This is a genomic window from Martinezella rhizogenes (assembly GCF_027460065.1).
In the GTDB taxonomy this organism is placed as follows: domain Bacteria; phylum Pseudomonadota; class Alphaproteobacteria; order Rhizobiales; family Rhizobiaceae; genus Agrobacterium; species Agrobacterium rhizogenes_C.
Genome location: NZ_JAPYZZ010000013.1, coordinates 39,240 through 65,376, shown reverse-complemented (window position 1 = coordinate 65,376; position 26,137 = coordinate 39,240). Strand labels below are relative to the sequence as shown.

General features: G+C 60.4%; 23 protein-coding genes. 7 read left to right on the top strand and 16 right to left on the bottom strand.

Annotation, left to right across the window (positions count from 1 at the left end; translation table 11 throughout):
* The first annotated feature begins 92 nt into the window (after positions 1 to 92).
* Positions 93 to 2,129, top strand: coding sequence for an NADH:flavin oxidoreductase (locus O8B93_RS19005; protein WP_269711477.1), 2,037 nt, complete (start codon positions 93 to 95; stop codon positions 2,127 to 2,129).
* A gap of 48 nt (positions 2,130 to 2,177) precedes the next feature.
* Here the strand turns inward: O8B93_RS19005 and O8B93_RS19000 are convergent, their stop codons facing one another.
* Positions 2,178 to 3,569: a M20/M25/M40 family metallo-hydrolase gene (locus tag O8B93_RS19000; protein WP_269711476.1), complete on the bottom strand. Its 1,392-nt coding sequence runs from the start codon at positions 3,567 to 3,569 to the stop codon at positions 2,178 to 2,180.
* A 32-nt stretch (positions 3,570 to 3,601) separates the two neighbouring features.
* The gene (locus O8B93_RS18995) at positions 3,602 to 4,516 is read right to left on the bottom strand and encodes an EamA family transporter (RefSeq protein WP_269711475.1); all 915 of its coding nucleotides are present in this window, start codon (positions 4,514 to 4,516) and stop codon (positions 3,602 to 3,604) included.
* A 92-nt stretch (positions 4,517 to 4,608) separates the two neighbouring features.
* On the opposite strand from O8B93_RS18995, the gene O8B93_RS18990 reads away from it, so the two are divergent.
* On the top strand, positions 4,609 to 5,103 hold the full coding sequence (locus tag O8B93_RS18990) for an Lrp/AsnC family transcriptional regulator (RefSeq protein WP_269711474.1): 495 nt from the start codon (positions 4,609 to 4,611) through the stop codon (positions 5,101 to 5,103).
* 493 nt (positions 5,104 to 5,596) lie between these two features.
* On the opposite strand, the gene O8B93_RS18985 is transcribed toward O8B93_RS18990, so the two are convergent.
* From O8B93_RS18985 to O8B93_RS18945, 9 genes are read right to left on the bottom strand one after another with little or no spacing between them, the layout of a single operon-like run.
* Positions 5,597 to 6,544 carry a LysR family transcriptional regulator gene (locus tag O8B93_RS18985; protein WP_269711473.1) on the bottom strand — a complete coding sequence of 316 codons (948 nt, stop codon included), beginning with the start codon at positions 6,542 to 6,544 and terminating at the stop codon, positions 5,597 to 5,599.
* 49 nt (positions 6,545 to 6,593) lie between these two features.
* Entirely contained in the window at positions 6,594 to 8,102 is a 1,509-nt protein-coding gene (locus O8B93_RS18980; protein ID WP_269711472.1) for a carboxylesterase/lipase family protein, read from the bottom strand.
* A gap of 1 nt (position 8,103) precedes the next feature.
* Entirely contained in the window at positions 8,104 to 8,892 is a 789-nt protein-coding gene (locus O8B93_RS18975) for an ABC transporter permease (protein WP_269711471.1), read from the bottom strand.
* A gap of 8 nt (positions 8,893 to 8,900) precedes the next feature.
* A complete protein-coding gene (locus O8B93_RS18970; RefSeq protein WP_269711470.1) occupies positions 8,901 to 9,776 on the bottom strand; it encodes an ABC transporter permease in 876 nt (291 codons plus the stop codon).
* Complete coding sequence (locus O8B93_RS18965) at positions 9,776 to 10,831, bottom strand: ABC transporter ATP-binding protein (RefSeq protein WP_269711469.1); 1,056 nt, start codon at positions 10,829 to 10,831, stop codon at positions 9,776 to 9,778. Before O8B93_RS18965 ends, O8B93_RS18970 begins: the two co-directional genes overlap by 1 nt.
* 20 nt (positions 10,832 to 10,851) lie before the next feature.
* Positions 10,852 to 11,925 (bottom strand): ABC transporter substrate-binding protein, encoded by a 1,074-nt coding sequence (locus O8B93_RS18960; protein ID WP_269711468.1) that lies wholly within the window; start codon positions 11,923 to 11,925, stop codon positions 10,852 to 10,854.
* Between the two features lie 30 nt (positions 11,926 to 11,955).
* Positions 11,956 to 12,957: a dipeptidase gene (locus O8B93_RS18955; protein WP_269711467.1), complete on the bottom strand. Its 1,002-nt coding sequence runs from the start codon at positions 12,955 to 12,957 to the stop codon at positions 11,956 to 11,958.
* Positions 12,954 to 13,598 carry a 2-hydroxychromene-2-carboxylate isomerase gene (locus O8B93_RS18950; protein ID WP_269711466.1) on the bottom strand — a complete coding sequence of 215 codons (645 nt, stop codon included), beginning with the start codon at positions 13,596 to 13,598 and terminating at the stop codon, positions 12,954 to 12,956. The genes O8B93_RS18955 and O8B93_RS18950 overlap by 4 nt, the downstream gene beginning before the upstream one ends.
* Complete coding sequence (locus O8B93_RS18945; protein WP_269711465.1) at positions 13,591 to 15,090, bottom strand: flavin-containing monooxygenase; 1,500 nt, start codon at positions 15,088 to 15,090, stop codon at positions 13,591 to 13,593. Before O8B93_RS18945 ends, O8B93_RS18950 begins: the two co-directional genes overlap by 8 nt.
* Positions 15,091 to 15,473: 383 nt before the next feature.
* Between O8B93_RS18945 and O8B93_RS18940 the strand changes: the two genes are divergently transcribed.
* The 4 genes from O8B93_RS18940 to O8B93_RS18925 all read left to right on the top strand — a co-directional run bounded on the left by O8B93_RS18940 (position 15,474) and on the right by O8B93_RS18925 (position 19,538).
* Positions 15,474 to 16,802 carry an LLM class flavin-dependent oxidoreductase gene (locus O8B93_RS18940; RefSeq protein ID WP_269711464.1) on the top strand — a complete coding sequence of 443 codons (1,329 nt, stop codon included), beginning with the start codon at positions 15,474 to 15,476 and terminating at the stop codon, positions 16,800 to 16,802.
* Between the two features lie 149 nt (positions 16,803 to 16,951).
* Positions 16,952 to 17,947, top strand: coding sequence for an aliphatic sulfonate ABC transporter substrate-binding protein (locus O8B93_RS18935; protein ID WP_269711463.1), 996 nt, complete (start codon positions 16,952 to 16,954; stop codon positions 17,945 to 17,947).
* Positions 17,944 to 18,813, top strand: a complete 870-nt coding sequence (locus O8B93_RS18930) for an ABC transporter permease (RefSeq protein ID WP_269711462.1) — start codon at positions 17,944 to 17,946, stop codon at positions 18,811 to 18,813. Before O8B93_RS18935 ends, O8B93_RS18930 begins: the two co-directional genes overlap by 4 nt.
* Positions 18,810 to 19,538 (top strand): ABC transporter ATP-binding protein, encoded by a 729-nt coding sequence (locus tag O8B93_RS18925; protein ID WP_269711461.1) that lies wholly within the window; start codon positions 18,810 to 18,812, stop codon positions 19,536 to 19,538. Before O8B93_RS18930 ends, O8B93_RS18925 begins: the two co-directional genes overlap by 4 nt.
* Here the strand turns inward: O8B93_RS18925 and O8B93_RS18920 are convergent.
* Positions 19,531 to 19,962 carry a PucR family transcriptional regulator gene (locus O8B93_RS18920; protein WP_269711460.1) on the bottom strand — a complete coding sequence of 144 codons (432 nt, stop codon included), beginning with the start codon at positions 19,960 to 19,962 and terminating at the stop codon, positions 19,531 to 19,533. The genes O8B93_RS18925 and O8B93_RS18920 overlap by 8 nt on opposite strands.
* Positions 19,963 to 20,098: 136 nt before the next feature.
* Here O8B93_RS18920 and O8B93_RS18915 point away from each other — a divergent pair, with 136 nt between their 5' ends.
* Positions 20,099 to 20,359 (top strand): hypothetical protein, encoded by a 261-nt coding sequence (locus O8B93_RS18915; protein WP_269711459.1) that lies wholly within the window; start codon positions 20,099 to 20,101, stop codon positions 20,357 to 20,359.
* Positions 20,360 to 20,465: 106 nt separating this feature from the next.
* On the opposite strand, the gene O8B93_RS18910 is transcribed toward O8B93_RS18915, so the two are convergent.
* The 4 genes from O8B93_RS18910 to O8B93_RS18895 form a co-directional block, all read right to left on the bottom strand.
* Positions 20,466 to 22,154, bottom strand: coding sequence for an acyltransferase (locus O8B93_RS18910; RefSeq protein ID WP_269711458.1), 1,689 nt, complete (start codon positions 22,152 to 22,154; stop codon positions 20,466 to 20,468).
* Between the two features lie 5 nt (positions 22,155 to 22,159).
* A complete protein-coding gene (locus O8B93_RS18905) occupies positions 22,160 to 24,025 on the bottom strand; it encodes a DUF2264 domain-containing protein (protein ID WP_269711457.1) in 1,866 nt (621 codons plus the stop codon).
* A 69-nt stretch (positions 24,026 to 24,094) separates the two neighbouring features.
* Positions 24,095 to 25,375: an ABC transporter substrate-binding protein gene (locus tag O8B93_RS18900; protein WP_405049071.1), complete on the bottom strand. Its 1,281-nt coding sequence runs from the start codon at positions 25,373 to 25,375 to the stop codon at positions 24,095 to 24,097.
* Positions 25,376 to 25,423: 48 nt separating this feature from the next.
* Positions 25,424 to 26,128 carry a DUF624 domain-containing protein gene (locus O8B93_RS18895; protein ID WP_269711456.1) on the bottom strand — a complete coding sequence of 235 codons (705 nt, stop codon included), beginning with the start codon at positions 26,126 to 26,128 and terminating at the stop codon, positions 25,424 to 25,426.
* Positions 26,129 to 26,137 lie beyond the last annotated feature (9 nt).

Below are 26,137 nucleotides of genomic sequence, written 5' to 3'. Positions count from 1 at the left end.
GTCGACGTGATAAACACCTGTGTTTTCTTAATTGACACATATGTACATTTCCGCTTAGCCTCCTCCCATGAAACGTCTGTGGAGCATGGCGCATGTCGAATGATCCCCTTCTTCAGCCTTATCAGCTGAAACACCTCACCCTGCGAAACCGCATCATCGTCACCTCGCACGAGCCCGCCTATCCCGAAGATGGCATGCCGAAGGGGCGCTACCGCGCCTATACGGTAGAGCGGGCAAAAGGCGGTGTCGCCTTGACGATGACGGCCGGCTCCGCCGCCGTTTCCAGGGACAGCCCGCCGGTCTTCAACAATCTGCTCGCCTACAAGGATGAAATCGTTCCCTGGATCAGGGAAATGACCGACGCCGTGCATGAACAGGGTGCGGCGATCATGATCCAGCTGACGCACCTTGGGCGTCGCACCCGCTGGGACAAGGGCGACTGGCTGCCGGTTCTCGCCCCTTCCCACCAGCGAGAGGCGGCGCATCGCGCTTTCCCGAAGAAAATCGAGGATTGGGATATAGAGCGCGTCATCAAGGACTTCGCCGATGCCGCGGAGCGCATGAAGGCCGGTGGCATGGACGGGGTGGAACTGGAGGCCTATGGTCATCTCATCGACCAGTTTGTTTCCCCGCTGACCAACGAGCTTGATGGACCCTATGGCGGCTCTCTGGAAAACCGCATGCGTTTCTGTCTCGACGTCTTCACGGCGATGCGGAAACGGGTGGGCGACGATTTCATCCTTGGGGTCCGTTATACCGCCGACGAATGTCTTAAGGGCGGCACGGGCAAGGCAGAGGGTCTCGAAATCTCCAGACGGCTGAAGGACAGCGGCCTGATCGACTATCTCAACGTCATCAGGGGCCATATCGACACCGATCCCGGCCTGACCGACGTCATTCCCATTCAGGGCATGGCCAACGCCCCGCATCTCGATTTTGCCGGCGAAATCCGCGCGGCAACCCAATTCCCGACCTTCCATGCGGCCAAGATCCAGGACGTCGCGACCGCTCGCCATGCGATCGCGTCCGGCAAGGTGGACATGGTCGGCATGACGCGGGCGCACATGACGGACCCGCATATCGTGCGCAAGATCATGGAAAAGCGGGAGGACGATATTCGCCCCTGCGTGGGCGCCAATTATTGTCTCGATCGCATCTACCAGGGCGGCCTCGCCTTCTGCATCCACAATGCGGCGACCGGGCGTGAAGAAACCATGCCGCACGAGATCACCAAAGCGGAGCAGCGCCGCAAGGTTGTTATCGTCGGCGCCGGTCCGGCCGGGCTTGAGGCCGCGCGTGTCTGCGCCGAACGCGGCCATAACGTTGTCGTCTTCGAGGCTGCGAACGATGCCGGCGGCCAGATACGCCTGACCGCGCAAAGCGAGCGCCGCCGCGAAATGATCAGCATTATCGACTGGCGCATGAGCCAGTGCGAAAGGCTCGGCGTCACCTTCCACTTCAATAGCTGGGCGGAAGCCGACACGGTGCTTTCGGAAAACCCTGACGTCGTCATCATCGCCACCGGCGGATTACCGCATACCGAGGTACTGTCAAAGGGCAACGATCTCATCGTTTCCGCCTGGGATATCATCTCCGGTGACGTCAAACCGGGCACGAATGTGCTGGTCTTCGATGATGCCGGCGATCATGCCGGCCTGCAGGCCGCCGAATGTCTTGCAAAGACGGGCGCGAAGGTTGAGATCATGACGCCGGATCGCGCCTTTGCACCCGAGGTCATGGCCATGAACCTCGTTCCCTACATGCGCGCGCTGCAGAAACTCGATGTCACCTTCACCGTCACCTACCGGCTGGAAGCCGCCGAAAAAAACGGTAACCAGCTCATCGCCCATGTCGGCAGCGACTATGGCGGCGTGACAAAATCAAGAACCGTGGACCAGATCGTCGTCAATCACGGCACGGTGCCGCTGGACGAGCTTTATTTCGAGCTGAAACCCGGCTCGAAAAACCTCGGCGAAACCTCCTACGACGCCCTGCTCGCGGGAGCGGTCCAGACAATTGAGCGCAACCCGGCCGGCACATACAGGCTCTTCCGGATCGGCGACGCCGTGGCCGCGCGCAACACCCATGCCGCGATCTACGATGCGCTGCGTCTGGCCAAGGATATTTGAGGTGACCGGTCCGGATCGGAGCAATCAGAGCAAGAGCACCAAACGCGTCTATCTGGCGAAAGCGTCAAGCAAGCGAACCCAGCTGCGAATGCCTTTGTGAAAACTCATCAGGTCGTACTTCTCGTTGGGCGAATGAATTCGGTCATCATTTTGGGCGAAACCGATAAAGAGGGTGTCTATGCCCAGAATGCGCTTGCATTCACCTCCAACGGGAATTGAGCCACCATCTCCGATGATGACGGCAGGTTTGCCCCACTCGCGCGTGAGCGCAGCAAGGGCTTTGTTGAGCAGCGAGCCGTCGGAGGGAACGGTGAGCGCCGGGCTCCCACCATGATCAGTGAAGGTCACTGAACAATCAGGAGGGATGCGGGCGCGCACATGCGTTCTGAAGGATTCCCGGATCTTTCGAGGGTCCATGTTGGAGACCAGGCGGAAAGAAATCTTTGCACCGGCCCTGGCGGGTATCACTGTTTTGAACCCTTCACCGATATATCCGCCGGAGATACCGTTGATCTCGCAGGTGGGACGGCTCCAGAGCATCTCGATTACCGAGCGGTCTCGTTCGCCGGATGGCAGGGAGAGGCCGACATCAGCAAGAAACGCTTTGTCGTCGAAGCCGAGGCCGCGCCACTGCTCTTTGACGTTGGTCGGCAGTTCAGCGACGTCTTCATAAAAGCCTTCGATCGCAACGCGCCCATCCGCATCATGCAGCGATGCAATGATCTCCGCCAGGATTCGGTTCGGATTACGCGCGGCACCGCCATATGTACCCGAATGCAAATCCCTGTTGGCGCAGAAGACGGTCATCTCCTCGCCCACGAACCCGCGCAGCATGGTGGTGACGCAAGGTGTCTGGCGGTCCCACATGTCGGTATCGCACACGAGCGCGACGTCTGCCTTAAGCTCTTCGCTATTCGCTTCGATGAAAGCGGGTAAATTCTTGCCACCGCTCTCTTCCTCGCCTTCGAGAAGGATGGAGACCCTGATCGGCAGCTTGCCAACGACCTGACGCCAGGCACGGCATGCTTCGATGAAAGTCATAAGCTGCCCTTTATCATCGGAAGCGCCGCGGCCGGTAATGACCTTGGTGCCGTCGGCAACGGTCTTGACTTGCGGCGCGAACGGGTCAGTGCTCCAGAGATCGAGGGGGTCGACGGGTTGGACGTCGTAATGGCCGTAAAACAACACATGTGGATCTACCCCATCACGATCATGGGCGACGACGATCGGGTGGCCGGGCGTCAGGTGCGTCGCGACTTCGAAGCCACATGCCGTGAGATCGTCGACAAGCCACTGTGCGGCTGCCTTGCAGTCCTGCGCAAAGGCGAGATCCGTCGAGATCGATTTAATCCGTAACAAGTCCTGCAAACGTTCCACGCTTTGTTCAAGTCCGGCATCGACATAAGCGAGGACGGTATCGACTGTGGCTGTATCGGGCATAATCCAGCGATCTCCTTTCTTTAAATTTCCTGCTAATTCGGCTTGTGTATCGCGACACCGAGCATGACGAGGCCAACGCCCGCGAGATCGATAAATTCGGGTATCTGGCGCAAGACGATCACGCCGATGATTGTCGCCGTTGCCGGCAGGAGCGCCAGAAGCAACGCAAAGCTGGAGCGTGGCAGGCGCGACATTGCAAATTGATCACAGACATAAGGGATCACCGAGGAGCATATCCCGACGCCGATGCCCGCAAGAACCAAAAGCGGCGCACCGAAGGCATTGAGCGCATCGAGAAATCCGATCGGGATCACGAAGACGAAGGCCGCCGCCATCGCCGCGCCCAGGCGTTCCACGCCCTTCGATGCTCCGCTCTGCGAAATCCTGTGCCCAAGCACGATATAGAGAACGAAGAGACCGCCGTTCACAAATGCCCAGACGAGGCCAAGCGGATCGGAAGACCATTCCCTGCCCCCACCCATGCCAATGAGCCAGGGCACGTCAATCAACAGTGCGACGCCGAAGACTGTCAGTGCAAAGGCGAGCCAGTTCCTGCCCGTTCGCAGGCCCCAAAGCGCTATTCCAATCGTCCCGACGAACTCTATTGCCGCGACGAGCGCAATCGGCAGGCGATCAAGTGCCAGATAAAATGCGGAGTTCATGACCGCGAGACACGCACCCAACGAGAGAAGGAGCAGTCGCTCCCTTGGCGAGGCAAGCGCGAAGGTGCGCCACGGCTTGGTAAACGGGGCAAAAATCAGTGCGGCCGCGGCAATTCGGAACCAGGCAACACCGAGGACACCGACAGCGGGAAACAGCAGCACGGCAAATGATGGGCCAAGATAGTGAAAGATAGCGGAAACGCCGAACCACGCATGCGGTGGAACCCGCTGGGCAATGTGGGTTGACCGTTGTAAAGGGGGAGCGGGTGAGACTTGATTGTTCATGCCAGCATGATACCAAGGCAATTCAGCCTTCGGAATAACGGTTGAACTCCGAAATGACTAATAATGCCTCATGATCAAAGGTAAAAATGACAATGTACTTTCAAAACAGAAAGGGGGCGTTGGAGGCCGGGTTTGATGAGATAGACGCGCGCCTGCTGACCGCTCTGTATAAAAATGCCCGCCTGTCGAATGCGGAACTGGCACGCCAGGTCGGACTTTCGGCTCCCAGCGTTTCAGAGCGGGTCAGGCGGTTGGAAGATCGGGGCGTGATCACCGGCTACGGCGCTCGTGTCGATCATAGCAAGCTGGGGCTTGCGCTTACCATCATGATCCGGGCGCGTCCCCTGCCCGGCGAGATGAAGAACATGATTGAGGCGATCCGCGACACGCCTGAAATCGTAAGGTGTGACCGCGTCTCGGGGGACGACTGTTTTGTTGCCATCGCACATGTTCGTGACGTGCAGCAGATGGAGGCTGTCATTGACCGAATAGTTCCATACGGATCAACCAACTCGGCAATCGTCCAGTCCGCGCCCTTCGAAGCCAGATTGGGGGCATTTGCGGAAGCGGACAAAATCCCGCGCTAGGCTGGTTTTTCAAACCTGCCGAGCGATGGAACCGATCGTGTTGGTGGTGATGCCCGGGGCCGGCAGGACAGATAAAGAAGACGAGCGGCTGCGTGGAGCGCGCCTTTAGCGTCATAGCGCGAAATGTTCAGCGTCCTCCTGCAACTGTGCCGGGTCATTGAGCGAGCACTCGATCTTCTGGATACTTGTTGGGCAGACCGCAGGCCATCGAGGAATTCTGCTGCTTCACCAGGGCGGACGCACTCCGCCGACCCAGGGTCGCAACGCTCCGTAGGACGCGCTTTCGCTTCGAAGAACGGCGCGTCTTGGCGAACGCCCTTCTCTCGCCTGGCCGATCCTTGCCGTCAGTGTGATGGCGGCGCAACTATCGGCTTGTGGATCGCTTATCGGTACGGACTTTCCCTTCGCTCTGAAAGGGCACAAACCGTCGGCGCCGCGTGATCGCGGCGCCAGCGTCGAACTGGCCAGTCGAAATGACCGCATCCAGAAGAATTCATTCAAGTAGTTGGATTTGCGATATTTTATCATACACCACGGCTTGCGGCATATCTGCCACCATTCGTCTTGCAGTGGCCACCAGTTGCTCCACCTCGAAGATGACCGGCCGGCCGGCCGCCGTGACGAGCCCCCACTGGAACGGTATGTGGAATGAAAGAGGCAGAACACGAACCCCCTCCACCGGCAGGCCCCAGAGGGTAATCGATTCGACGATGGCGATGCCAAGCCCCATACGGGCAAGCGACAGGGAAACATAGGTCGCATTGCTGTCGATCACAGAGGAAAGATCGACGCCGAGATTTGAGAGCACATCGTTGATCCGCATGCGCAGGCGAAACGGGTTTGCGGAAGCAATGAGCCGGTGTCCGGCAAGGTCTCCCGCAGAAATCACCGCCTTTTGCGCCAGCGGATGATCCTCCGCCACCACGGCCACGCACGGCACCTCTCCCAGCCAATGGATGTCGATGCCGGGATTGTCGAGCGGAAGACTGACGGCGCCGAGATCCGCCGTGCCTGCCATCACCGCCTGCACGACATTTTCCGAGGAAATGCTCTGCAGATGCACGTGGTCGGGAAACCTGTCGGCTGGCAGGGCCGCAAGCGCCCTCGGCAGGAGACTGGCGGCAATCGCCGGAATGGAGGCAACCTCGATGGCCGTGCGGCGCGCGGCCCGGATGTGCCGTGCGCTTTCGCTGATCGTTCTGAGGCCGCTGAGGAACAGTTCCGCCTGGGCAAAAAAGGCGACACCCTTTTCGGTGGGGGTGATGCGCGGGCCGTTGCGATGCAGCAGCGCAAAACCGATTTCGCTCTCGAGGTCCTGAATAAGGCGCGTGACGACGGGTTGGGACTTGCCCAGCGCCTTTGCCGCGCCCGTTATGCTGCCGATCGAAACCACGGCCACGAAAGCCTCGAGCTGCCGCGTATCGAGATAGTCAGACACCATTTTCCACTCCACCCCGAGACATATGTTTCTTCCTCATCGTCACCAAGCGCTATACCGGCCCGCGATCCTCATGGCCAGCCGGCAACCAGAGCGCTTCGCGCCCGTTGAAGGGATCGGGAACAATGTGCGATCCGGCCGGGGCCAGCTGCAGAACCATTGCTCTTTCCGCATCATAAAGCGGCCAACTGCCATTCGGCGCGACGGGTCGCGCATCCCTTATGAATGAGACCCACAGATTGTGGATCGCCTTTGCAAAACCCGCATCTGTCATACGCTGGCGCTCCGGCAGGTCGCGGCTGTTCGAGCCATCGCGATACCAGACGGCACCGACTTCCGCCCCGTGCGGCGCGCCCAATTCATCCGCCTCCAGCGGGCCGTAGAGATATTTATAAACCCGGCTGAAACGAGCATGCAGCTTGGCGAAACGGATCGCAGGAAGCTGGAAAACCAGATCGCCGGCAATTGCGCGCCAGATGCCGCGTGGGCTGTGGTCCGGCAAGGCGGCGCGATAGCATGCGACAATGCCGGAACCTTCGAGACCGCAGGGCAGAACACGCTCATGCAGCAGTTTTGCGCAGAGCGTAAAATCCATGTCCGGCTGCGCCGTTGCGTGGGTCACGTATTCTCCGGTCGTGCAGCCGATCATCATCGGCACGGCGGCGGTACGCCCCGCCTGTGCCGCAATTTCGGGATGTTCAGGCAGGCTCACCCCATCGACCACGGGAACAAAGGGCACCCCCAGCATCGCCGCCGTCCCATCGCGGGCAAAATCATGTTGCTCATAGGACTGGTTGCAAAGATCGCGCTGGATTTCGAGCAGCCTCTCCATGGGAAGAGCGGCGAGGCGAGCATCATCCGCATTCGCCGCCACCAGAAAGCGGTGCGAAAGCTTGGCGGCGTCCTCAAGGGAGGCGATTGCCGTGCTTGCGCCACTTTGCGGCATGGCCCGGTGGAAAAGCCCCGCAGCGCGGGGCATGGCCATTAGCGTCGCGACCGCAAAGCCGCCGGCCGAGCGCCCCGCCAGCGTTACCCGATCAGGATCACCTCCGAAGGCGGCAATGTTGTCGCGCACCCATTCGAGCGCGGCAATGAGGTCGAGCAGACCGCGATTGTCGGGCTTGCCGTCGATATGGAGAAAACCGAGCGCGCCGAGGCGATAATTGACCGTGACTTCAACGATACCGCTTGCCGCGAAAGCGCCGCTCTGCAGCACCGGCTCATTGGCGGAACCGACCGCATAACCGCCGCCATGGATCCAGAACAGCACCGGCGCCCGGCCCGCGGGATCGGGCGTGCGGATGTTGAGCGTCAGGAAATCCTCGCCGAAGGCCAGTTTCGAGGTCGCGGCGGTGCCGACCGGACCGTAGGTGGGAATTTGGGGACAGACGGGGCCGAGCCGGGTGGCATCGCGCACATCCGCCCACGGCAAAACCGGCTGCGGCGCTTCAAAACGGCGCTCGGGCGTGACCGGTGCGGCATAGGGCACGCCCAAAAAGGCGTTAATGCCATTTTCCCTGATACCCCGAAGCGCGCCGGCTGCAGTATTTACGATCGTCATGTCACAGCACCTTGCGCAATCCGATCAACCGCTCGACCGCCACCACCACACCGACCGAAATCAGGATAAGGATGACGGAGAGCGCGGCAATCTGCGGATCGGTGGAATATTCGAGATAATGATAGATTTCAGTCGGCAGCGTCGAGGATTTGACCGAGACGATGAAGAGCGAGATCGTCGCCTCGTCGAAGGAAATCAGGAAGGCGATGACCGCGCCGGCGATGAGGCCGGGCCGCACCAGCGGCAGCGTGATGCGCCACAGCACCATGGCGGGCGAAGCGCCATGAACGCGCGCCGCCTCCTCGATACGGCGATCCACCGCCATCAGGCTCATGGTGATGGTGCGCACCGTATAGGGCGTGGTGATGCCGAGATGGGCGAGGAAAATGCCGGTATAACTGTCGAGCAGGCCAAGCGGCCCCAGCACCAGCATCACACCGACGGCAAGCACGATATGCGGCACGAGGAACGGTGCAAGAATCAGGAAATTGACGGCACCCTTGCCGCGAAATTCATGCCGCGACAGCGCCAGCGACAAAAGCAGCCCCGCGAAGATCGACACGAAACCGACGAGCAGGCCAATACCGAGGCTTCGCCAGAAAGCGGAGATGAACTTCACATTGGCGAAGACCTTGGCATAGGAGCCGAAGGACAGGCTTTCCGGCGGAAAGGCCAGATATTGCCGCGTATCGAAGGAAATGATCAGGACGACGATGATCGGCGCGAGAAGAAACAGGTAAAGCAGCGTCAGCAGCAGCGCGTGGGCGAGACGTCCGAATTTTGCGTCCATGGCCGGCCTCACGTCTCAAGCGCGCGCATGGCGCGCTGGTAAATCACGATCACGCTGCCGAACAGCACAAGCAGCAACACCGAAAGCGCGGCCGCCAGCGGCCAGTTCAGCGTCACCGTCGCCTCGTTGAAAACCTCCGTGCCGATGACGAAAACGCGGCCGCCGCCCATCAGGCGCGGCGTGACGAAGGACGAGATGGCGAGCACGAAAACCAGAAGGGCGGCGGTGAGCACGCCGGGCAGCGAAAGCGGCAGCACGATGCGGGTGAACACGCGCAGACGGTTCGCGCCGAGCATGGCGGCGGCCTCCTCGAACTGCGTATTCAACCGGCCAAACCCACTCAGCATCGCAAGGATCGCATAGGGCATGAGGATTTCAACCAGCGCGACGGTAGCGCCGAAGTAATTGTTGGTGAGCCGGATGACGCCGTCCGTCAGCCCGGACGATTGCAACGCCGTGTTGATGACGCCCCTGTCCCCCAGAATGACCATCCAGCCATAGGTGCGCACCACCGAGGAGGTGAGAAGCGGTGCGACGGCAAGCGCCGTCAGCACGCCACGCCAGCGGCTTGTGGTACGGGCAAGGAAAAGCGCGATGGGATAGGAAAGAACGACCGCCAGAACCGCGACGTTCACGCCGAGATAAAGCGTGTTCCAGGCGATTTTCCAGTAAAATGGGTCGAATAATACGGTTCGGTAGGATTCGAGCGTCCAGTCGCCGCCGCGAAGTGCGGCCATGGCCGAAGATGCGAAGGACGCCCGCACCAGCCAGACGAGCGGCAAAAGGAAGGTCGTCAGCAACGCGATGAGGCCCGGCAGCAACAGAAGCAGCAGGACGCCGCGATGCGATACGCCGTTACCCGATGAATGGCCTGCCGCCGCCATCAGGCCGCCTCCCCGATCAGCGTCACATCCTCCGGCGCGACGGAAAGCGTGACCCGCTCGCCCTTTGCGGGCAAGGCGCCCGCATGGGTGGGCAGATCGGCCTGAAGGCGATGTTCGCCCGCGCGCACGCCGAGGGTCAGCACCTGCCCGCGATAGGTGACATGCTCGACAATGCCGGAAAAGGCATTGACGCCCTCGCCCAGCACGAAGCGATGCGGACGCACCAGAAACCTCGCCTTGTTCCCGGCCGGAACAGCGCCCGAAAAATGCAGGAAACCGAGACCCGGGATTTCCGCGCGGCCCGGCGCGACGACCGCACCGGCAAGGATGGAGCCGGCCCCGATGAAGGAGGCGACGAAATCCGTTTTCGGCCTGTCGAAAATCTCGCGCGGCGTGCCGATCTGTTCCAGCCGCCCTTCAGACATCACCGCCAGCCTATCGGCCATCGACAGCGCTTCGTCCTGATCATGGGTCACGAAAATGCTGGTGACGCCGGTGCGGTTCTGGATGTCGCGGATTTCATCGCGCATCTCATCGCGCAATTTCGCGTCGAGATTGGAGAGCGGCTCGTCGAACAGCAACAGCGCGGGTTCGATGACGAGCGAGCGGGCAATCGCCGCCCGCTGCTGCTGGCCGCCGGAAAGCTGGGAGACGCGTCTTTCGCCGAAGCCGGAAAGCTTGACGAGATCGAGCGCCTTTTCCACCCGCTCCCTGCGCTCGGATTTGGCGATGCCGCGCATTTCCAGTCCGAAGGCGATGTTTTCGGAGACGTTCATATGCGGAAACAGGGCATAGGCCTGAAAGACCATGCCCATATTGCGCCTGTGAACCGGGGTCGCGGAAATATCGCGGCCATCCAGCCGGATTTGGCCTGACGTTACAGGAATAAGCCCGGCGACCATGCGCAGGATCGTGGTCTTGCCACAGCCGGAGGGGCCGAGCAGCGCCAGCATTTCCCCGCGCGGCAGTGAAAGGCTGACGTGATCCACGGAGGGCTTGAGGGCGCCCGGATAGGTCTTCACGAGATTGTCGATCTCGACATGATGATCGGCCATGGCGTCCTCTGCTTCCTGTCTCAATTCGCCGCGATGACCTCGCGGTTGATCCGCTGTATCCACGCCGAATATTTGTCCGCCACGAAGTTCCAGTCGAGGGAAGACTGCGCGGCCTGGGCTTCCTTGCTGCCATAGATGCGGGCGGCGACGGGTTCGCTGAGCGAAACCTTGCTGTTGACCGGACCATAGAAGCTCTTTTCGGCGAATGTCGCCTGCGCCTTGGCGCTCAGCGCATAATTGACGAAGAGTTCGGCGGCTTGCTTGTTCTTCGAACCCTCGACCAGCCCGATGGTGTTCGTCTGGCCGATGGAGCCTTCCTTCGGCAGCGCCACGCCGATCTTGCCGCCCTGCGTGTCATGCAGATATTGCGCGCGGCCATTCCAGCAGACGGAAAGATCAACCTCGCCGCTCTGCACCACCGCATAGCAGTCCGGTGCCGGTTCGAAAGTCGAAACGCTCGGCGCGACCTGTTTCAGGAAATCGATGGCCGGATCGACGGAGGTTTTGTAATCGCCGCCCTTCAGCTTGGTGAGGATCGGCAGCAGAATGACGCCGCGCGTATCGGACAATTTGGCGGCGATCTTTCCTTTGTATTTCGGGTCAGCGAGATCGGTCCAGCTTGTCGGCGGTTCCTTCACGGCATCGGTATTGTAGAGGATGGCGAGATTGTCCTGCGAGAAGGCGACGGCGCGGTCGCTGTCGATGCGCGCCCATTCCGGCTGCTCGGCAAGGTTCGGCACCTTGGCGGGGTCAAGCTTTGTGAACAATTCCTCCTTATTCGCCTTGATGGCGACCGAGACGTCGATCAGGGCAACGTCGACCTTGGGGTCAGCGCGCTGAAGGGTGAGCAGCGCCAGCGTTTCGGCCGAATTCTTGCTCTGCTGATAGTTCACCTCGATGCCGGGATGTTCGGCCTTGAAGGCGTCGATGATGAATTTCTGATAATTATCCGCAAAGACACCAGAAAAACCGACGATATTGACCGTGCCTTTCGTCGCATCCTGCGCAAAGACGGTTCCCGAGAGCGATGCGATCCCGGCGGCAATGATGCCGGCGAAGATAGCGGCCTTGCGGCGCTGATGAGCATTTTTCATTTCAGTTGCCTCCGTTTGTTTTTGGTGTTGTCAGATTGCAGGCCGCCAAGCAGCGTCCAGCACGCGCAGCCAGTTCTGTCCGAGAAGTTTCAAGACGAGCGTTTCGCTCCAGCCGCGCGCCAGCATGCGGGCGGTGATATTGGGAACCTCGCCGATGCGCTCGATGCCCTTCGGCTTGGAAATCTTGACCGTCGCGAATTCCGTCAATGTGCGGGCCGTGCCCTTGTCGCGGTTGGCCCAGAGCTGCCAAGGGCCGGGGCGCGGCCGCTCCTGCGAGAAATCCGTGCCGATGCCGACATGATCTTCACCGACGAGATCGATGACATAGGCCATGGCGTCGAGATAATCCTCAACCGTCGCATCATTGCCGGCGGCAAGACCCGGCGCAAAAAGGCTGATGCCGATAATGCCGCCCTTTTCGGCGCAGGCCTTCAAGAGTTCGTCCGGCTTGTTGCGTTTCACGTCGCGCAGCGCGCGCGGCAGCACATGCGAGATGCAGACCGGCGCTTTCGAGCGGGCGATGACATCCGCCGTGGTCCTGTCGCCGACATGGCTGAGATCGCAGAGCACGCCAACGCGGTTCATCTCCCCAAGCACCTCGCGGCCGAAGCCGGTGAGGCCGCTGTCGTTTTCCTCGAGATAGCCGGCACCGGAATAATTCTGGGTATTATAGGTGAGCTGCATGATGCCGACGCCGAGATCCTTAAAGATTTCGACATAGTCCAGCTTGTCCTCGAGCGGCGAGGTGTTCTGCCAGCCGATGATGATGCCCGTTTTGTTTTCCGCCTTGGCCGCGTGAATATCGGCCACCGTGCGCACCGGGCGGATCAGGTCGTCATTTTCCCGCAGGAAACGTTTCCACTCGCTGACATAACCGATGCTCTCGCGGAAATTCTCCCAGATCACGCTCGATACGTTGACGGCGGTGAGGCCGCCCGCGCGCATGTCTTCGAAAATCGACCTGCTCCATTGGCAGGTTTGCAGACCGTCGATGACGATGGCCTGATTGTGGAGTTTTGCGGCGTCGCTCATACGGATGTCCTCACTGCAGGTGGTGAAACTTGCTGCTTCAGGGCGGCAAGGGCGCGGCTTGCGAATTCCAGACGGTCCTGCCCCCAGAAAAGCTCGCCGTTCACCACATAGGTCGGTGTTCCGAAAATGCCGAGACGCTCGGCTTCGGCAAGATTTCCCTGCCACTCCGCAACGATGTCCTGCGGCTGCGGATCGCGAACGAGCGCGGCACCTTCGGGGCCGATAACCGCCTGTGCGATGGCGCGGAGCGTCTCGAGATCAGCGATGTCGCGGTCTTCGCTCCACAGGGCGCGCTGGATGGCGAAAGAGAGGCCGATCGCGTCAAGCCCCGCCTTCTGCGCGGCGATGATGAGCTGGGCCGCGCGTTCGATGGTGGCGCAGGGATAAAATTTCGGCGTGAGGTTGAGCGGCATATCGAGATAACGCCGCCACCGGTCCAGCTCCACGGCATGATAATTCTGCCGCGCATCCGGACGGCTGCGCAGCGGAATACCGCCATTGGCCTCGATGATGCGGATCGGGCGCAGCACAATTTCCGCGCCCTGTGTGCGGGCGACCTCGACCGCCCGTGGCGCGCCAAAATAGGCCCATGGCGAGGAAATTCCGTAAAATATCTCCAGTCTCAGCGCCGGTTCAGCCATTGGCATGCTCCTTGATTTTGTCCTGCGCGTCCGCGTCGCGCCATTCGTCGCCGGTGATTTCAGCGGCGTCGTGGTTCATGAAAGTATCGAAATGGCGGGCGCGATCCTCAACGAACAGCGAGCGGGCAACGCCTTGCGCCAGACGCTCCGCCCCCTGGCTGACGGCCGGAATGCCGCTGGTGATTTTTCCGTGCGAGGGAACGGCCGGATAGGCAAAGCAGTGGATACGGGAAATCGTTTCCGCCTCTCTGGCCGGCAGATCGGGCTTTGGCAGGAACTCGAAGGCCGGTCCGAGATAGGGATAGGACCCCAGCGCATCGTTACTCTGCTCAGCGGGCGGCTGGTAGGAGTCGCGCCAGAGCAGGACCCGGTCGCTCAAGCCCGCAAATTCGGGGCGCCGGGCAAAATCGACATCAAAACCGGTGGCGAAAATGACGAGATCGGCCGGATAGCGCCCCTTCGGCGTTTCGATTTCCACCGCATCGCCAACCTCCGTCAGGCTGAGAAGCGGACTGGCCAGATGGAAGAAGGCGTTGGTATGGCGCGAGACCCTGAGCACGCTGTGGCGCGGCGGCGGTATCTGCGTCCGCTCCGCCTCGACCATAAAGGCCCAGCGGTCGGCGTCAGGCAGACCGATATAACCGTGGGTCATGCCAAGGCTGGCGATACCGCCGAATTTCTCCACACGCGGAACATCGGGTCTGCGAATGAAAAGATCGACGCGCGCAGCCCCCGCCTCCAGCGCCGCGGCCGCATTGTCCATCGCCGAAGCACCGGCCCCGACCACGGCGATACGCTTGCCGCGCAATGCGCTCACGTCGAATATATCGCCGCTATGGCGCACGAAGCGGGCGGAAACCGTTTTCGCCACATCCGGCAATCGCGGCGCGCCGAGGCCATCAAGCCCCGTCGCCAGGATCACCCGCCGCGCCAGAATGTTGCGGCGACCTTCCGGCCCCTGCAAATCGAGATCGAGCAGGCCATCCTCTCGCAGAACGAGACTGACAAGCGCGGTATCATTGCTCACCGGCAGCGCCAGCACAGTGCGATACCACACCATATAGGCCATCCACATTTCACGCGGGATGAGTTCCATATCGTCGTAGGCACGCGCACCGAACTGCGCCTCGAACCATGCCCGGAATGTCAGGGACGGCACGCCGAGTGCCGGCCCGGCGAGTTCCTTGCGAGTGCGCAATGTCTCCATGCGGGCACTCGTCACCCACGGCCCTTCCAGCCCGCTGGAAGCCCTGTCGAAAGCCCTGATATTATCGATTCCGGTAAATGACAGAGCGGCGAGCGCGGTCAGCCCGCAAAGTCCCGCACCGATGACCACCACATCCAGCACCTCGACACGGTCGAGCAGCATGCGCGGCACCCACGGCTTTGCCGGCCGCTCAAGCAGGGCGAGTTCCCGCGCAAGCTGAGCCTCGAGCGCCGGCAAGCCGCTCAACTCATCCGACAAAGCATTGGTTTTGCGATCTTCAATCATGTTATTTCTGAATTAACACGCGTTAAAAATTCTATTTAAGCATTATAAGAAACACAGAAGCGGGAAAGCGGAAAGCAAAATTCTTCTAATCATTCGTGGTTTTCAGCAAATTTTGGCACGAGCGGCAGGATGCGGGGTTCATCTCGTCGATTCTCCCTGCAACCGAGGCTGAAACAAAGCCAGCGCCGTTAACGGGATCATCGCCAAATGAAGGATTTCAGGAAAAATCTTTCGGTTTGGAAATCATAATCGGAATAGTCTTTGCCGCGCCAATCCCGCCACGCGGATATCGTCGCGAGAAGGATCGGGCCAGCATTTGCTTCTCAAGACGATAGAAATGCAAGCCGCCCGGATCAGAAACATCGACCAGAGAGTGAAGCCCAATGGCAAATGATCGCAAACTGCATCTCGGCGCCTTCATGCGGCCCGTCAGTCTCCACACGGGTGCGTGGCGGTATCCGGGCTCCTTCCCGGACGCGAATTTCAACTTCGCCCATCTGGCGCATTTCGCCCAACAGCTCGAGGCCGCGAAGTTCGACGCCTTCTTCATGGCCGATCATCTGGCGGTGCTGAACATGCCCACGGAAGCCCTGCGCCGCAGCCATACCGTGACGTCTTTCGAGCCTTTCACCCTGCTTTCGGCGCTCGCCGCCGTCACCTCCCGCATCGGGCTGGTCGCCACCGCTTCCACCACATTCGATGAGCCCTATCACGTCGCCCGGCGTTTCGCCTCGCTCGATCACCTCAGCAATGGCCGCGCCGGATGGAACATCGTCACCACGTCCAACCCGGATGCGGCGCGCAATTTCGGCCGCGACGATCAGCCTGATCACACCGAGCGTTATGCGCGGGCGCGGGAATTTTACGATGTCGTCACCGGCCTCTGGGACTCCTTCTCCGACGAGGCCTTTATCCGGGATGTCGATAGCGGGCTGTTCTTCGATCCTGACAAGATGCATGTGCTCAACCACAAGGGACCGGAATTTTCCGTGCGCGGGCCGCTCAATATCGCCCGCCCGGTGCAGGGCTGGCCCGTCATCGTTCAGGCCGGGGCATCGGAGCCGGGACGCCAGCTTGCCGCCGAAACCGCTGAGGTGGTTTTTGCGGCGACACCCACGCTTGCGGCGGGAAAGGCCTTTTATAAGGACGTCAAGGACAGGACCGTCGCCGCAGGCCGTTCCCGCGACGGCATTGTCATCCTGCCGGGCGCTTTCGTGCTGGTCGGCGATACCGTGGACGAGGCGAAGGCCAAACGCGCCAAACTCGACAGTCTCGTCCACTATGAAAGTGCAATCGCCTCGCTTTCGATCGCGCTCGGCCACGATGCTTCGAGCTTCGATCCCGATGGCCCCTTGCCTGACATCCCTGAGACGAATGCGAGCAAATCCAGCCGTGAAAGGGTCGTCGAACTCGCCAGAAGCGAAGGCCTGACGGTGCGCCGGCTTGCCCAGCGGCTGGGCGGCTATGCCGGTCTCGCCTTCGTCGGCACGCCAAAAACCATCGCCGACGAGATGGAGCAATGGCTCCATGAAGAAGGCTCGGACGGCTTCAATATCACCTTCCCCTTCCTGCCTGCCGGCCTTGACGACTTCACGACGCTGGTGGTGCCGGAACTGCAAAGACGCGGTCTGTTCCGAAAGGATTATGAAGGACCGACACTGCGCGATCATCTGGGCCTGCAACGGCCGGCCAATCGTTTTTTCCCTGAATAACGCGCCGTCGCGCCGATCCGGCTCACAGTAGGGAGATTTTCCACGCCGGCCCTGAAGTTTGGCATGAGGTTCCAGAGCCATGGATTGACCTCAAAAACACCCGCCCATACCCTTTAAGTACATAAAATACATAAATTAGGTGAATTAATATGAAGGCTGAACATTCCCGTCGCCAGATCCTCAAATTCGGCATTGCCGGCGCGCTCGCGGCGCCGCTTGTCGCGCGCGGCGCGCTGGCCCAGAGCGCACCGGACTTTCCTGCGGAGCTGAAGCTGGACTGGGGCTTTTATTCCTCCCATACGCTTCTGATAAAGAACAAGGGCTGGCTTGAGGAAGCTTTCAAGGATGTCGGCACCAGGATCACCTGGGTGCAATCCCGCGGCAGCAATAATTCGCTGGAATTCCTGAAGGTCGGCTCTACGGATTTCGCCGGTGCGGCCGCACTTTCGGCGTTTCTCGCCCGTGCCAATGGCGTGCCGCTGAAGGTCATCTATGTGGCAAGCTGGGGCGGTTCCTCCATCATCCAGGTGCGCCCGGACTCGCCGGTAAAGACCGTTGCCGATCTCAAGGGCAAGACCATAGCGGTCACCAAGGGCACCGCGCCCTATTTCACCCTCCTCCGCGCCCTTGCCCAAAACAAGCTGTCTATCGATGACCTGAAGGTGGTGAACCTGCAGCATCCGGAAGGCTTCAATGCACTCCAGCAGGGACAGGTCGACGCATGGGTCGGCATCGATCCGCACACCTCCCAGGCTGAGCTTGCCGGCGACAGGGCGATTTTCGACGAGCGCAGCTGGCGCGATGGCAGCGTCTTCAGCGTATCGGAAGAGTTTCTGGCGAAGCACCCGAAAGCGGTCGAGCGGCTGCTCGGTGTCTGGGTGGAGACGCAGAAGTGGATCCGTGAAAGCAATGGCGAATTCATCGATTTCGTTACGCAGGTCACCGGCAACGATCCCAAGATTACCAAGCTGACGATCGAAAAGCGCGACTGGAAGGATCCCGTTCCCGGCGAGGAACTGCTGAACTCGATCCGCATCGTTACCCCGTTGCTGGACGACGATGTTCTGCGCCCGGGCGTCAATGTCGATAATGTCCTTTCATCGCTGATCGATCCGGCTCCGGCCAAAAAGGCGCTTGGCGCATGAATTCCCATCCGCGCGAATTTCAGCGCGTGAAGCAGACTGAAAAACAATTCCCTTCCCGATTGCCGCTCTTGCAGCGGGCGGGGAATTTCCTTGGGCGGTTCGACCTGCGCGGTGCCATCGTGCCGGTCGGCTCACTGCTGCTGCTGGAGCTTTTCGTCCGTTTGGGCTGGGTCAGCCCCTATGTGCTGCCGCCGCCTTCCGAGCTTTACGAGACGTTTCTGCGGCTTGCGGAAGGGCCTTTATGGACGAATGTCGCGGCCAGCACCGCGCGGGTCTTCGTCGGTTTCGTCATCGGCTCCCTGCTTGCAATCGTCGTCGGTTCGCTGGTCGGGCTGGTCATTGCCGCCGAGCGCTATCTCGAGCCGACATTTCAGGCGCTGCGAGCCGTTCCGAGCCTTGCGTGGGTGCCGTTGCTGATGATCTGGTTCGGCATCGGTGAGACCTCGAAAATCGTGCTTATCGCCAAAAGCGCGTTTTTCCCTGTTTATCTCAACCTCTTCTCCGGCATCAGAAATGTCGACCGCAAGCTGGTGGAAGTGGGCGAGATGTATCGCCAGCCGCTACCCGTTCTGGTGTGGCGGATTTTCATTCCCGCCTCCTTGCCGCATCTGTTCACCGGCCTGCGTTATGGGCTGTCGCTCGCCTGGCTGAGCGTCGTCGCGGCCGAACTTCTGGCCGCCTCCGAAGGCATCGGCTACATGCTGTCCGACGGGCGGGAACTCTCGCGGCCCGATCTGGTGATGATCGCCATCATCTGCCTTGCGGTGCTTGGCAAGATTTCCGACAGCCTGTTCAAGATCGTCGAGGACCGCTGCCTGCGCTGGCGTGACACCTATTCCCTTCACGAAGGAGGACGCCTGCGATGAGCCTGCTCAATGTCGATGTGCGCGAAAAGGCCTTCGGCGATACGGTGATCCTTCAGGATATCCATCTGACGCTCGGCGATGGTGAGGCGGCTGTTCTTCTCGGCCCCAGCGGCAGCGGAAAGAGCACCTTGCTGCGCATCGCCGCCGGTCTCGACCGACGTTTTTCAGGCGCGGTCAAGGTTGAGCATGCGGAAGAAGATCAGACCTCTCCGCCCATCGCCTTCGTCTTTCAGGAACCCCGCCTGATGCCCTGGCTGACGGTCGCCGAAAACATCGGTTACGCCGCCGGCAAGAAATACGATGTCGGGCGCGTGGAAGGGTTGATCGACGATGTGGGCCTGAGCGGCCATGGCGGCACACTGCCGAAAGCGCTGTCAGGTGGCATGGCGCAACGTGTCGCTATTGCAAGAGCGCTCTATACCCGGCCGCGCATATTGCTGCTCGACGAGCCGTTCAGTGCGGTGGACGCTTTCACGCGGATGAAATTGCAGGACCTCGTGCTGAAGCTCGTCGAACAGCGCGGCATTTCCTTCCTGCTCGTCACCCACGACATCGACGAAGCACTCTATCTCGGTGACCGCATTTACATGATGGGCGCGCATGACGGCCGCATCCAGCAGCGGATAGAGGTTGACGTGCCACGCCCGCGCGACCGAAGGTCGCCGCAACTCGCCAGCCTCAAGAACGAGGTGCTGACCGCCCTGCACAACGCCCACATCATCTGACGGCTGCGGCTTCCCCCGAATAGTCAGCGTGAAGCTGGCAGGCGAGGCTGAGCAGCGTAAAATCGGCCGCATCGGCAAGCCTGCGGCCGGTCAGCGTCTCCACCCGCTGCAGCCGCTGGTAAAGCGTGTTGGCGTGGATGTTCAGTGCCTGCGCCGTGCGGGCAACGGACTTCCCCTCCTGAATGTACCGCGAAAGGGTTTCATGCAGGGCGCGATGTTTCGCATCGCGCAGCAGCGGCGCGAGGATCTGCCGCGTGAATTCGAGAATGTCCTGCCGCGCCCGTCCTTCCAGCAACAGCTCCACGCGCATGTCGCGATGCCGCAGAAGCCCCGCCTGGCCGCGCCGCAACACCGCCTCGCTGGCCTGAGCCGCCAGATCGCGCGAAGCAAGGTGGCCTTCGTTCCCCTCATAAACCAGCTCCATTCAAAAGACATTCTCGGCCGAGGTACAGACCCGCGTCGCCAGGCGTGGCAAGGTTCTTTCGGAGGACCTGAACGGTTTCGAGGAAGAGCCAACGTTCCTCCACGGCTCAACCGATGTCGGCGATGTCAGCTGGCTGGTGCCTACCGGACAGGTCTATGTCGCGACCGAGGCTTACGGCACACCGCCACACACATGGCAGATGGTGGCGCAGGATACCTCCGGTTACGCCCATAAAGGCATGTTGCAGGCCGGCAAGGTCATGGCCGCCTCCGCCGTGCAGGCAATGCTCGATCCTGCCCTGATCTCTGCGGCAAAAGCCGAGCATCGCGAACAACTGAACGGTGAGAGCTATCTGCCATTGATACCGGCAGACGCTACCCCGCAACGGCTGCGGTGAGATTCCGGGCGGTATCCTTGGCCGCCCTCAACCGCGCACGCGGGAGGAACTATCGTGGCCTCCCGTCACCCGCCGCCAGCCTCGAATGCAGATACATCTTTATGAGCTATAAGGGAGCGGCGGCTGGGAGCAGCGCGATCTCTCCTGAAATCGCTGATTTCGGAGTGATTTCCGCAGGTTCAAAGCGATGAATACCGCGGGGTTGGAACGGCAGGAACCGCTCCGCTCCGAGAAGTTTCGCGGCAAGCCAGAGGACCGACATCCACATTTCCGTGCCCTGCAGTCCGGCCGGATGCCCTTCGGCGAACGCAAATCCCTTTCCCTTTTGCCATCGCCCCTCGTTTCGGCTCAGAATTTCGCGAGCGATCTCTTTCGCCTCATCTCGTCTGTGATCCGTCTGTTTCAGGCAGAGAAGCAGGGGATGGATCGTATCGAGCAGGTTGCAGGCGTTAAATTCCGCGCCCTGAAAGCCGCCATAGGCGCGATAATTGGCGATGACGGAGTCGATTGCCGCCTCCGGATAGGCAACAGGCAGGCCGAACTGGGCGTAAGTGCCGCGCGTGAGACGGTAAAAGCCATTGACCGGTTGCAGCAGGCCCTGCGCGGCGGTCGGTTGACCCCAAAGCCCGGTTGTCCTGTCTGCGTTCATCGCAAGCCAGCCGAAGAGCAAAGCGAGATTGTCGCCGGATGTGAAATAGCGCCTGTTAAAATAAAGCGCTGTGCCGAGGGCGTCGATGGTTGCGCCGCAATGCCACGCCCGGTTTTGCCATGGCAATTCTTCCAGCAGACGGGTCAGTTCCCCGGCGCGCATGTGCTCGACAAAGGCGATTGGCTGTTTCGGGGCAGCGCCAAAACATTCCAGCGCATATCCGATGGCCAGAATATTGTAGAGAATGGAGGGATCCCGTTCTGGCGGTGTCGTGTGTCGATGATTGGCGGTAAAAAACAGCCCGCTTTGTGCATCCTGCATGGCTTGCAGGCCTGCCACGGTCTTTTCGGCGTCGAAGGCATTTCCTTCCTGTCCGAAGGCCGCAGCTATCTCGATTGCATCGCACAGATGCCTAGCACTTTCCACGACCTGCCCGGATGCATCGGCTGAATGATAGGCGCCCTCTTCCTCATAGGAACGTATAGCGGCCAGCCAGTCGCCGGCGATTTCCTCACCGAACTTCCGCAGAAGGCGTTCGGTTTCCGGGAGGTTTGACACCGCTGCGTTTTCTCCGCGATATCGCAGAACCCGGGCGGGAACGCCGCCGGCAATGGCCATGGCGGGAATGTCCTTCACCACGGTTGCGCCTGCCGCGACAATCGCTCCGCGTCCAATCGTCACGCCATCCAGCACCGCGGCATTGGCGCCGATCCAGACGTCGTCGCCGATCTCGATGCCAAGCGAGGTCAGCGGCTGACGATAGATGGGGGTGTCGATATCGTCAAAACCGTGGTTGAAACCGACGATGCTGACATGGGAGGCGATGCGCACCCCGTTACCGATCGTCACCTTGCCGGAAAGGCAGGCATAGGGATTGATCGAGACGTTTTCCCCAAGTTCGATATCGCCACGCACGATTGCGTAACCGGCAATCCAGGACTGTGCGCCCATCAGCAACCTGTCCGTATGTACTTCTGCCCTGGCAGCAATATAAACGCCTTGACCGAGAACGGCGTTGGCAGAGCGCTCAAGACCGCGCAAGCGAGCCTGATGGTCGGGACTGTCGATATCCTCCTGTTTCCGCTCCCACGTCAGGATGTTCAGCCGATCGGGCCTTTGGGAAACACTTGGTGTTTCGTCTGTCATCTCCGTCAGCCCGCGTGGTTTTCATTGAGGGCAAAGGCCGGAACACGTCGTCCTTCACGCCTGAACATGTCTTCCAGCCATGGAAGATCGGGAGCATCCGGCAGGGTTGCGAATGCTGCTTCTGCGGCCGTGCCGGCCGGTAGCGCCACGGCGGCCGTTATTAGCAACGTTTCGCCGGAGGCAACGGTGCCGCGCAATTGCGGAACAAGGGTTCTGGCATGGATGAGATTGGTGTTGGCGATGGCCTGATGGCACAGTCCTTCGCGATGAATTCCGGCCGAAAGGTCGACAATGATGCTTGTGTCGCTATGCCCGTAACACACGGCGCGCCCTTCTTCCGCCCGGGTTCGGTCGCGGTTGAAGTCGGCGCGTTCTATGGCGAAACCACCTTCGCAGGTTTGCAGCGTCCGCGGGGTTCGGATGCGGTGCAGCCTGATATTCCAGGGGTTTTGCGGCACGAGCCAGGTCTCGATCTCGACATCCGCCCAGGGCCGCCAGCGGGAATAGAGGCAGTCTCTGGCAATCAACGCCTCTTCCATCGTCTCGCGCGTGCGGAAGTGCACGCCATCATCGGAAAGGCCGAGCATGCCGTCGAAACTTGCGGCGGCAAAATGCCGGTCATCCACTTCGACATTGAAGGCATAACGGGTGGAATAGACGAATTTCGAATATTTCTCCTGCGCGCCGCGCATCCTGTCATGCTGTTGTCCGGAGGATAAGACCACGACATTGCCCGGCGTATGAAAGGCCACCATGCCGGGTTCCGGCAATGGTATCGGCTCGGCGAATTCCTGCGGCTCCGCTTCCGGTGCCATCCAGAAGGGATGGTCGGCCGGAAGCGCCAGTGGCAGGAAAAATTTGAGCGCCCAATAGGGGGAGCAGGGAGAATTGTAGCTCTCGCTCATCAGCAGGTTCGGATAGCCATATCCGACGGAGAGAATGCCATCGCGATCGGCGATGGGCCGCTTTGACCACCAGCGGATATGGCGCATGTAATAACCCTTAATCTCCGGCCATGGCAGTGCCTCTAGATCGGCAAAGGCGAGAGCGCCCCAGAAACCGCCGGCCGCAAAACGATAGGTCTGGCTGCGTCCGAAGGCGAGCGAGGCGCCGTCCGGTCCGAACCAGTGCCGCATGTCGTGGGCGAAAATACGCGAGCGTTCGATAAGTCGTGTCTTGCGGGCCTCGTCGTCCTTAGCCAGCACCGTGTAGATCAGGCCGTAAAAATGCATGGCGAAGGGAATATAATGGTCAACGCGCCGCACCGGCCCGTCGCGATACCAGCCGTTGCCTATATCGAAAGCCTCAAGCTCGTCGAGATAGGTCTGGGTCTTGGTAAGGTCGAACTCCACACCGACGCGCTCCAGCCCGAGATCGATCAGGACACGGAAGAATTTCCAGTTATTGTCGACGAATTCCCGCTCGCGTGCGGCCAGAAGATAGGCGGCGACAGTCTTTTTGTCCGTTTCGGCAAGCGGCTCCCAGATGTGTTCGGGAACCATGGCAAGCGCAAATCCTATGGCCGCCAGCTCAACCAGCCTCTGGTGCCGGTCGGCCGTGTCACCCCAATATTCGGGGTGGGCCGGGTTGGTGCCGTTGGCCAACCCGCGTCGGTAGAGATCCCAGTGCGGAAAGTCATAACCGCCGGCGGCAAGGGGGACGATGCCCCATAGTGGCCGGGCAAAGCCCTCAAGTTCCGCCGCAGGAAAATCGAAAATCGCTCCCGTCGCACCAAGCCGGACACGCGCCCCACCCCGGGAAAAACAGCCAAGCAGCGGGTTGAAAAGATCAATCACCGCCTTTGCGAGATCATCCCTGCTGAGAAGCGGATTGTGAAAGAGCGGATTGGCTGCTGCGGTCTCGTGAGGCACGGTTACGAATGTCCGGAATCATGGTCAAAGGGAAAGGCCGCAGGCTCATCACCTGCGGCCCCGTGGCAATTATTTGATGGCCTTGACGCCGTCATTCATGTCCTTGATGCCGTCATCAATGGATATATTGTCGGTCATCAGCGCATCATGCACGCGGTTCAGGACGACTTCGATCTTGGCCGCATTAGGATTGACCGCCATTTCCAGATAGGCCTTGCCCGCCTGCAACGCGTCCTTGCTGGCCTGATCCTGCGGGAAGCCCGGCAGCGCTGCGATCTTCTCGCTCACGTCATCGGTTCTGAGCGCGGGGAAAGTGCCGGTGGAGGCAACGATGGCCGCACCCTCAGGGCCGGTGACGAACTTGATGAAATCCAGAGCCGCTTCCTTATGACCGGAATTGGCATTGACCGACAATCCGGCAATCTGAGCGGCGGTCGCGCCTGCCGCCACGCCATCCGGATGCGGGAACTTGACGATGCCCCAGTTGACGCTTTTCGACTCGCCCGATTTCACCTTGGCGATCTGGGTTCCGACGAACCATGTGCCCATCGGCAGCATGCCAATCGTTCCGTTGAAGAACAGGGCGGAATAATGGGTGTTGGATGTTTTCAGCGAGGCATAGGACGGTATCGCGCCGCTCTTCTGCAGGGCGAGCGCCCGCTCATACCAGGGTTTCAGGAATTCGTAATTACCATCCACCAGCGTGTGCTTGCCATCCTGAATACCGGGCAGCTGCACCGTCGAACGCCATGTGTGCAAGAGCGCGCCATAGATGCGGTTGGCGCCCATGCCGCCCTTCAGCTTGCCGGCGATTTCATCAAACTGCGCCCAGGTCATGTCATTGGTGGGGTAAGGCACACCTGCCTTGTCGAAAATATCCTTGTTGTAATAGACCACCCAGAAATCCGAGCGGAACGGCAGGGCGTAGATATTGCCGTCGATGGTCAGTTCCTCGATCAGGCCGCCATAGGGAGCCGTCTCGATCTTCTGGTCCTTGATGAAGCCGCTGAGATCGATGATGTTGCCGGCGCGCACCAGATTGGCGTAACCGGGCACATCCTTGATGGTGACGACATCGATATCCTTGGAGCCACCGGTCAGCTGCGTGGATATCATCTGCGTATAGTCCTGCGAGCCGAGGTCCACCACCTCGAACGTCACATTCGGATGTTTCTGCTTGTAGGCCTCCATCAAGGGCTTGAAATAAGCGCCCTTATCCAGATCCCACAGCGCCCATTTGAGCGTGACTGGTGCATCGCCCGCAGCGAATGCCGTTCCTCCCATGCCCATGGCAATGCCGAGACCGGCGGTTGCGAGAGCAAATGCACGTCTGGTTGTCTTGAACTCCATAGCCCGTTTCTCCTTCCCTGACTGATGTCGTTTGATTTTCGGTATGCTTTAAGTGCTGCTCCCCGCCGGTTCGGGCACCCGCAGGCGCTTTTGCGCGACGGCGTTTCTTGCCGCAAAGCACAGGGCGAACATGCCGAGCGAAAAATTGATGGTTGCCGGCATGAACACGGACACCGGATAAAACAGGATATGCGCGATCCAGAGCGCGGCGACGAAACCAAGTGCCGCCAGCATCGGCAGCGGCCTGGTGAGGGCAAAAAATGCTGCCCGCCGTAGCGTCTCCCGAAGCGGCAGGTCCTGTCTCGCCATGAGAACCGTGGCGTAAGCAAAGACGAGAATGAGGAACAGCGTTGCCGCCAGACTGATCGCAAAGGGCAGGCTATAGATGAGTTGAAGCCGGACGGCCCCGGCATAACTGACGGTCGCATAGACACCGCCGCTGACCAGCAGCCCGCTAACAGCTGTTAGTGCGGTGCCGCGCAGGGCGAATTTCCGCATGGCTTCGAGAAAATCGCGCAGCAGATAGGTATTTTCGTCCTTCGCGAAGGAAACGCAGATACGGGCCATGGCCAGCATCGCCGCCGGCATCGTCACCACCGGCAGGCTGGCGATGATGAAGAGGAGATTGAGCTTCACCATCTCCCACCATTCGCGCTTGATGATATCGAGGAACTGGGCAAGGCCGGTCAGCGGCGGGGCGTTCTTGTCGATCCCCGCTCCTTCTTTCGTCCATAACCCTTCCAGCCATTGCATCGCGCTCTC

Coding starts and splice junctions, on each gene's coding strand:
- O8B93_RS19000 (WP_269711476.1), bottom strand. CDS start 3,569: ATGCCCGATACAGCCACAGTCGATACCGTCCTCGCTTATGTCGATGCC.
- O8B93_RS18965 (WP_269711469.1), bottom strand. CDS start 10,831: ATGGCCGATCATCATGTCGAGATCGACAATCTCGTGAAGACCTATCCG.
- O8B93_RS18975 (WP_269711471.1), bottom strand. CDS start 8,892: ATGGACGCAAAATTCGGACGTCTCGCCCACGCGCTGCTGCTGACGCTG.
- O8B93_RS18990 (WP_269711474.1), top strand. CDS start 4,609: ATGTACTTTCAAAACAGAAAGGGGGCGTTGGAGGCCGGGTTTGATGAG.
- O8B93_RS18945 (WP_269711465.1), bottom strand. CDS start 15,090: ATGATTGAAGATCGCAAAACCAATGCTTTGTCGGATGAGTTGAGCGGC.
- O8B93_RS18940 (WP_269711464.1), top strand. CDS start 15,474: ATGGCAAATGATCGCAAACTGCATCTCGGCGCCTTCATGCGGCCCGTC.
- O8B93_RS18960 (WP_269711468.1), bottom strand. CDS start 11,925: ATGAAAAATGCTCATCAGCGCCGCAAGGCCGCTATCTTCGCCGGCATC.
- O8B93_RS18950 (WP_269711466.1), bottom strand. CDS start 13,598: ATGGCTGAACCGGCGCTGAGACTGGAGATATTTTACGGAATTTCCTCG.
- O8B93_RS18995 (WP_269711475.1), bottom strand. CDS start 4,516: ATGAACAATCAAGTCTCACCCGCTCCCCCTTTACAACGGTCAACCCAC.
- O8B93_RS19005 (WP_269711477.1), top strand. CDS start 93: ATGTCGAATGATCCCCTTCTTCAGCCTTATCAGCTGAAACACCTCACC.
- O8B93_RS18985 (WP_269711473.1), bottom strand. CDS start 6,544: ATGGTGTCTGACTATCTCGATACGCGGCAGCTCGAGGCTTTCGTGGCC.
- O8B93_RS18930 (WP_269711462.1), top strand. CDS start 17,944: ATGAATTCCCATCCGCGCGAATTTCAGCGCGTGAAGCAGACTGAAAAA.
- O8B93_RS18935 (WP_269711463.1), top strand. CDS start 16,952: ATGAAGGCTGAACATTCCCGTCGCCAGATCCTCAAATTCGGCATTGCC.
- O8B93_RS18900 (WP_405049071.1), bottom strand. CDS start 25,375: ATGGAGTTCAAGACAACCAGACGTGCATTTGCTCTCGCAACCGCCGGT.
- O8B93_RS18970 (WP_269711470.1), bottom strand. CDS start 9,776: ATGGCGGCGGCAGGCCATTCATCGGGTAACGGCGTATCGCATCGCGGC.
- O8B93_RS18895 (WP_269711456.1), bottom strand. CDS start 26,128: ATGCAATGGCTGGAAGGGTTATGGACGAAAGAAGGAGCGGGGATCGAC.
- O8B93_RS18925 (WP_269711461.1), top strand. CDS start 18,810: ATGAGCCTGCTCAATGTCGATGTGCGCGAAAAGGCCTTCGGCGATACG.
- O8B93_RS18910 (WP_269711458.1), bottom strand. CDS start 22,154: ATGACAGACGAAACACCAAGTGTTTCCCAAAGGCCCGATCGGCTGAAC.
- O8B93_RS18920 (WP_269711460.1), bottom strand. CDS start 19,962: ATGGAGCTGGTTTATGAGGGGAACGAAGGCCACCTTGCTTCGCGCGAT.
- O8B93_RS18980 (WP_269711472.1), bottom strand. CDS start 8,102: ATGACGATCGTAAATACTGCAGCCGGCGCGCTTCGGGGTATCAGGGAA.
- O8B93_RS18955 (WP_269711467.1), bottom strand. CDS start 12,957: ATGAGCGACGCCGCAAAACTCCACAATCAGGCCATCGTCATCGACGGT.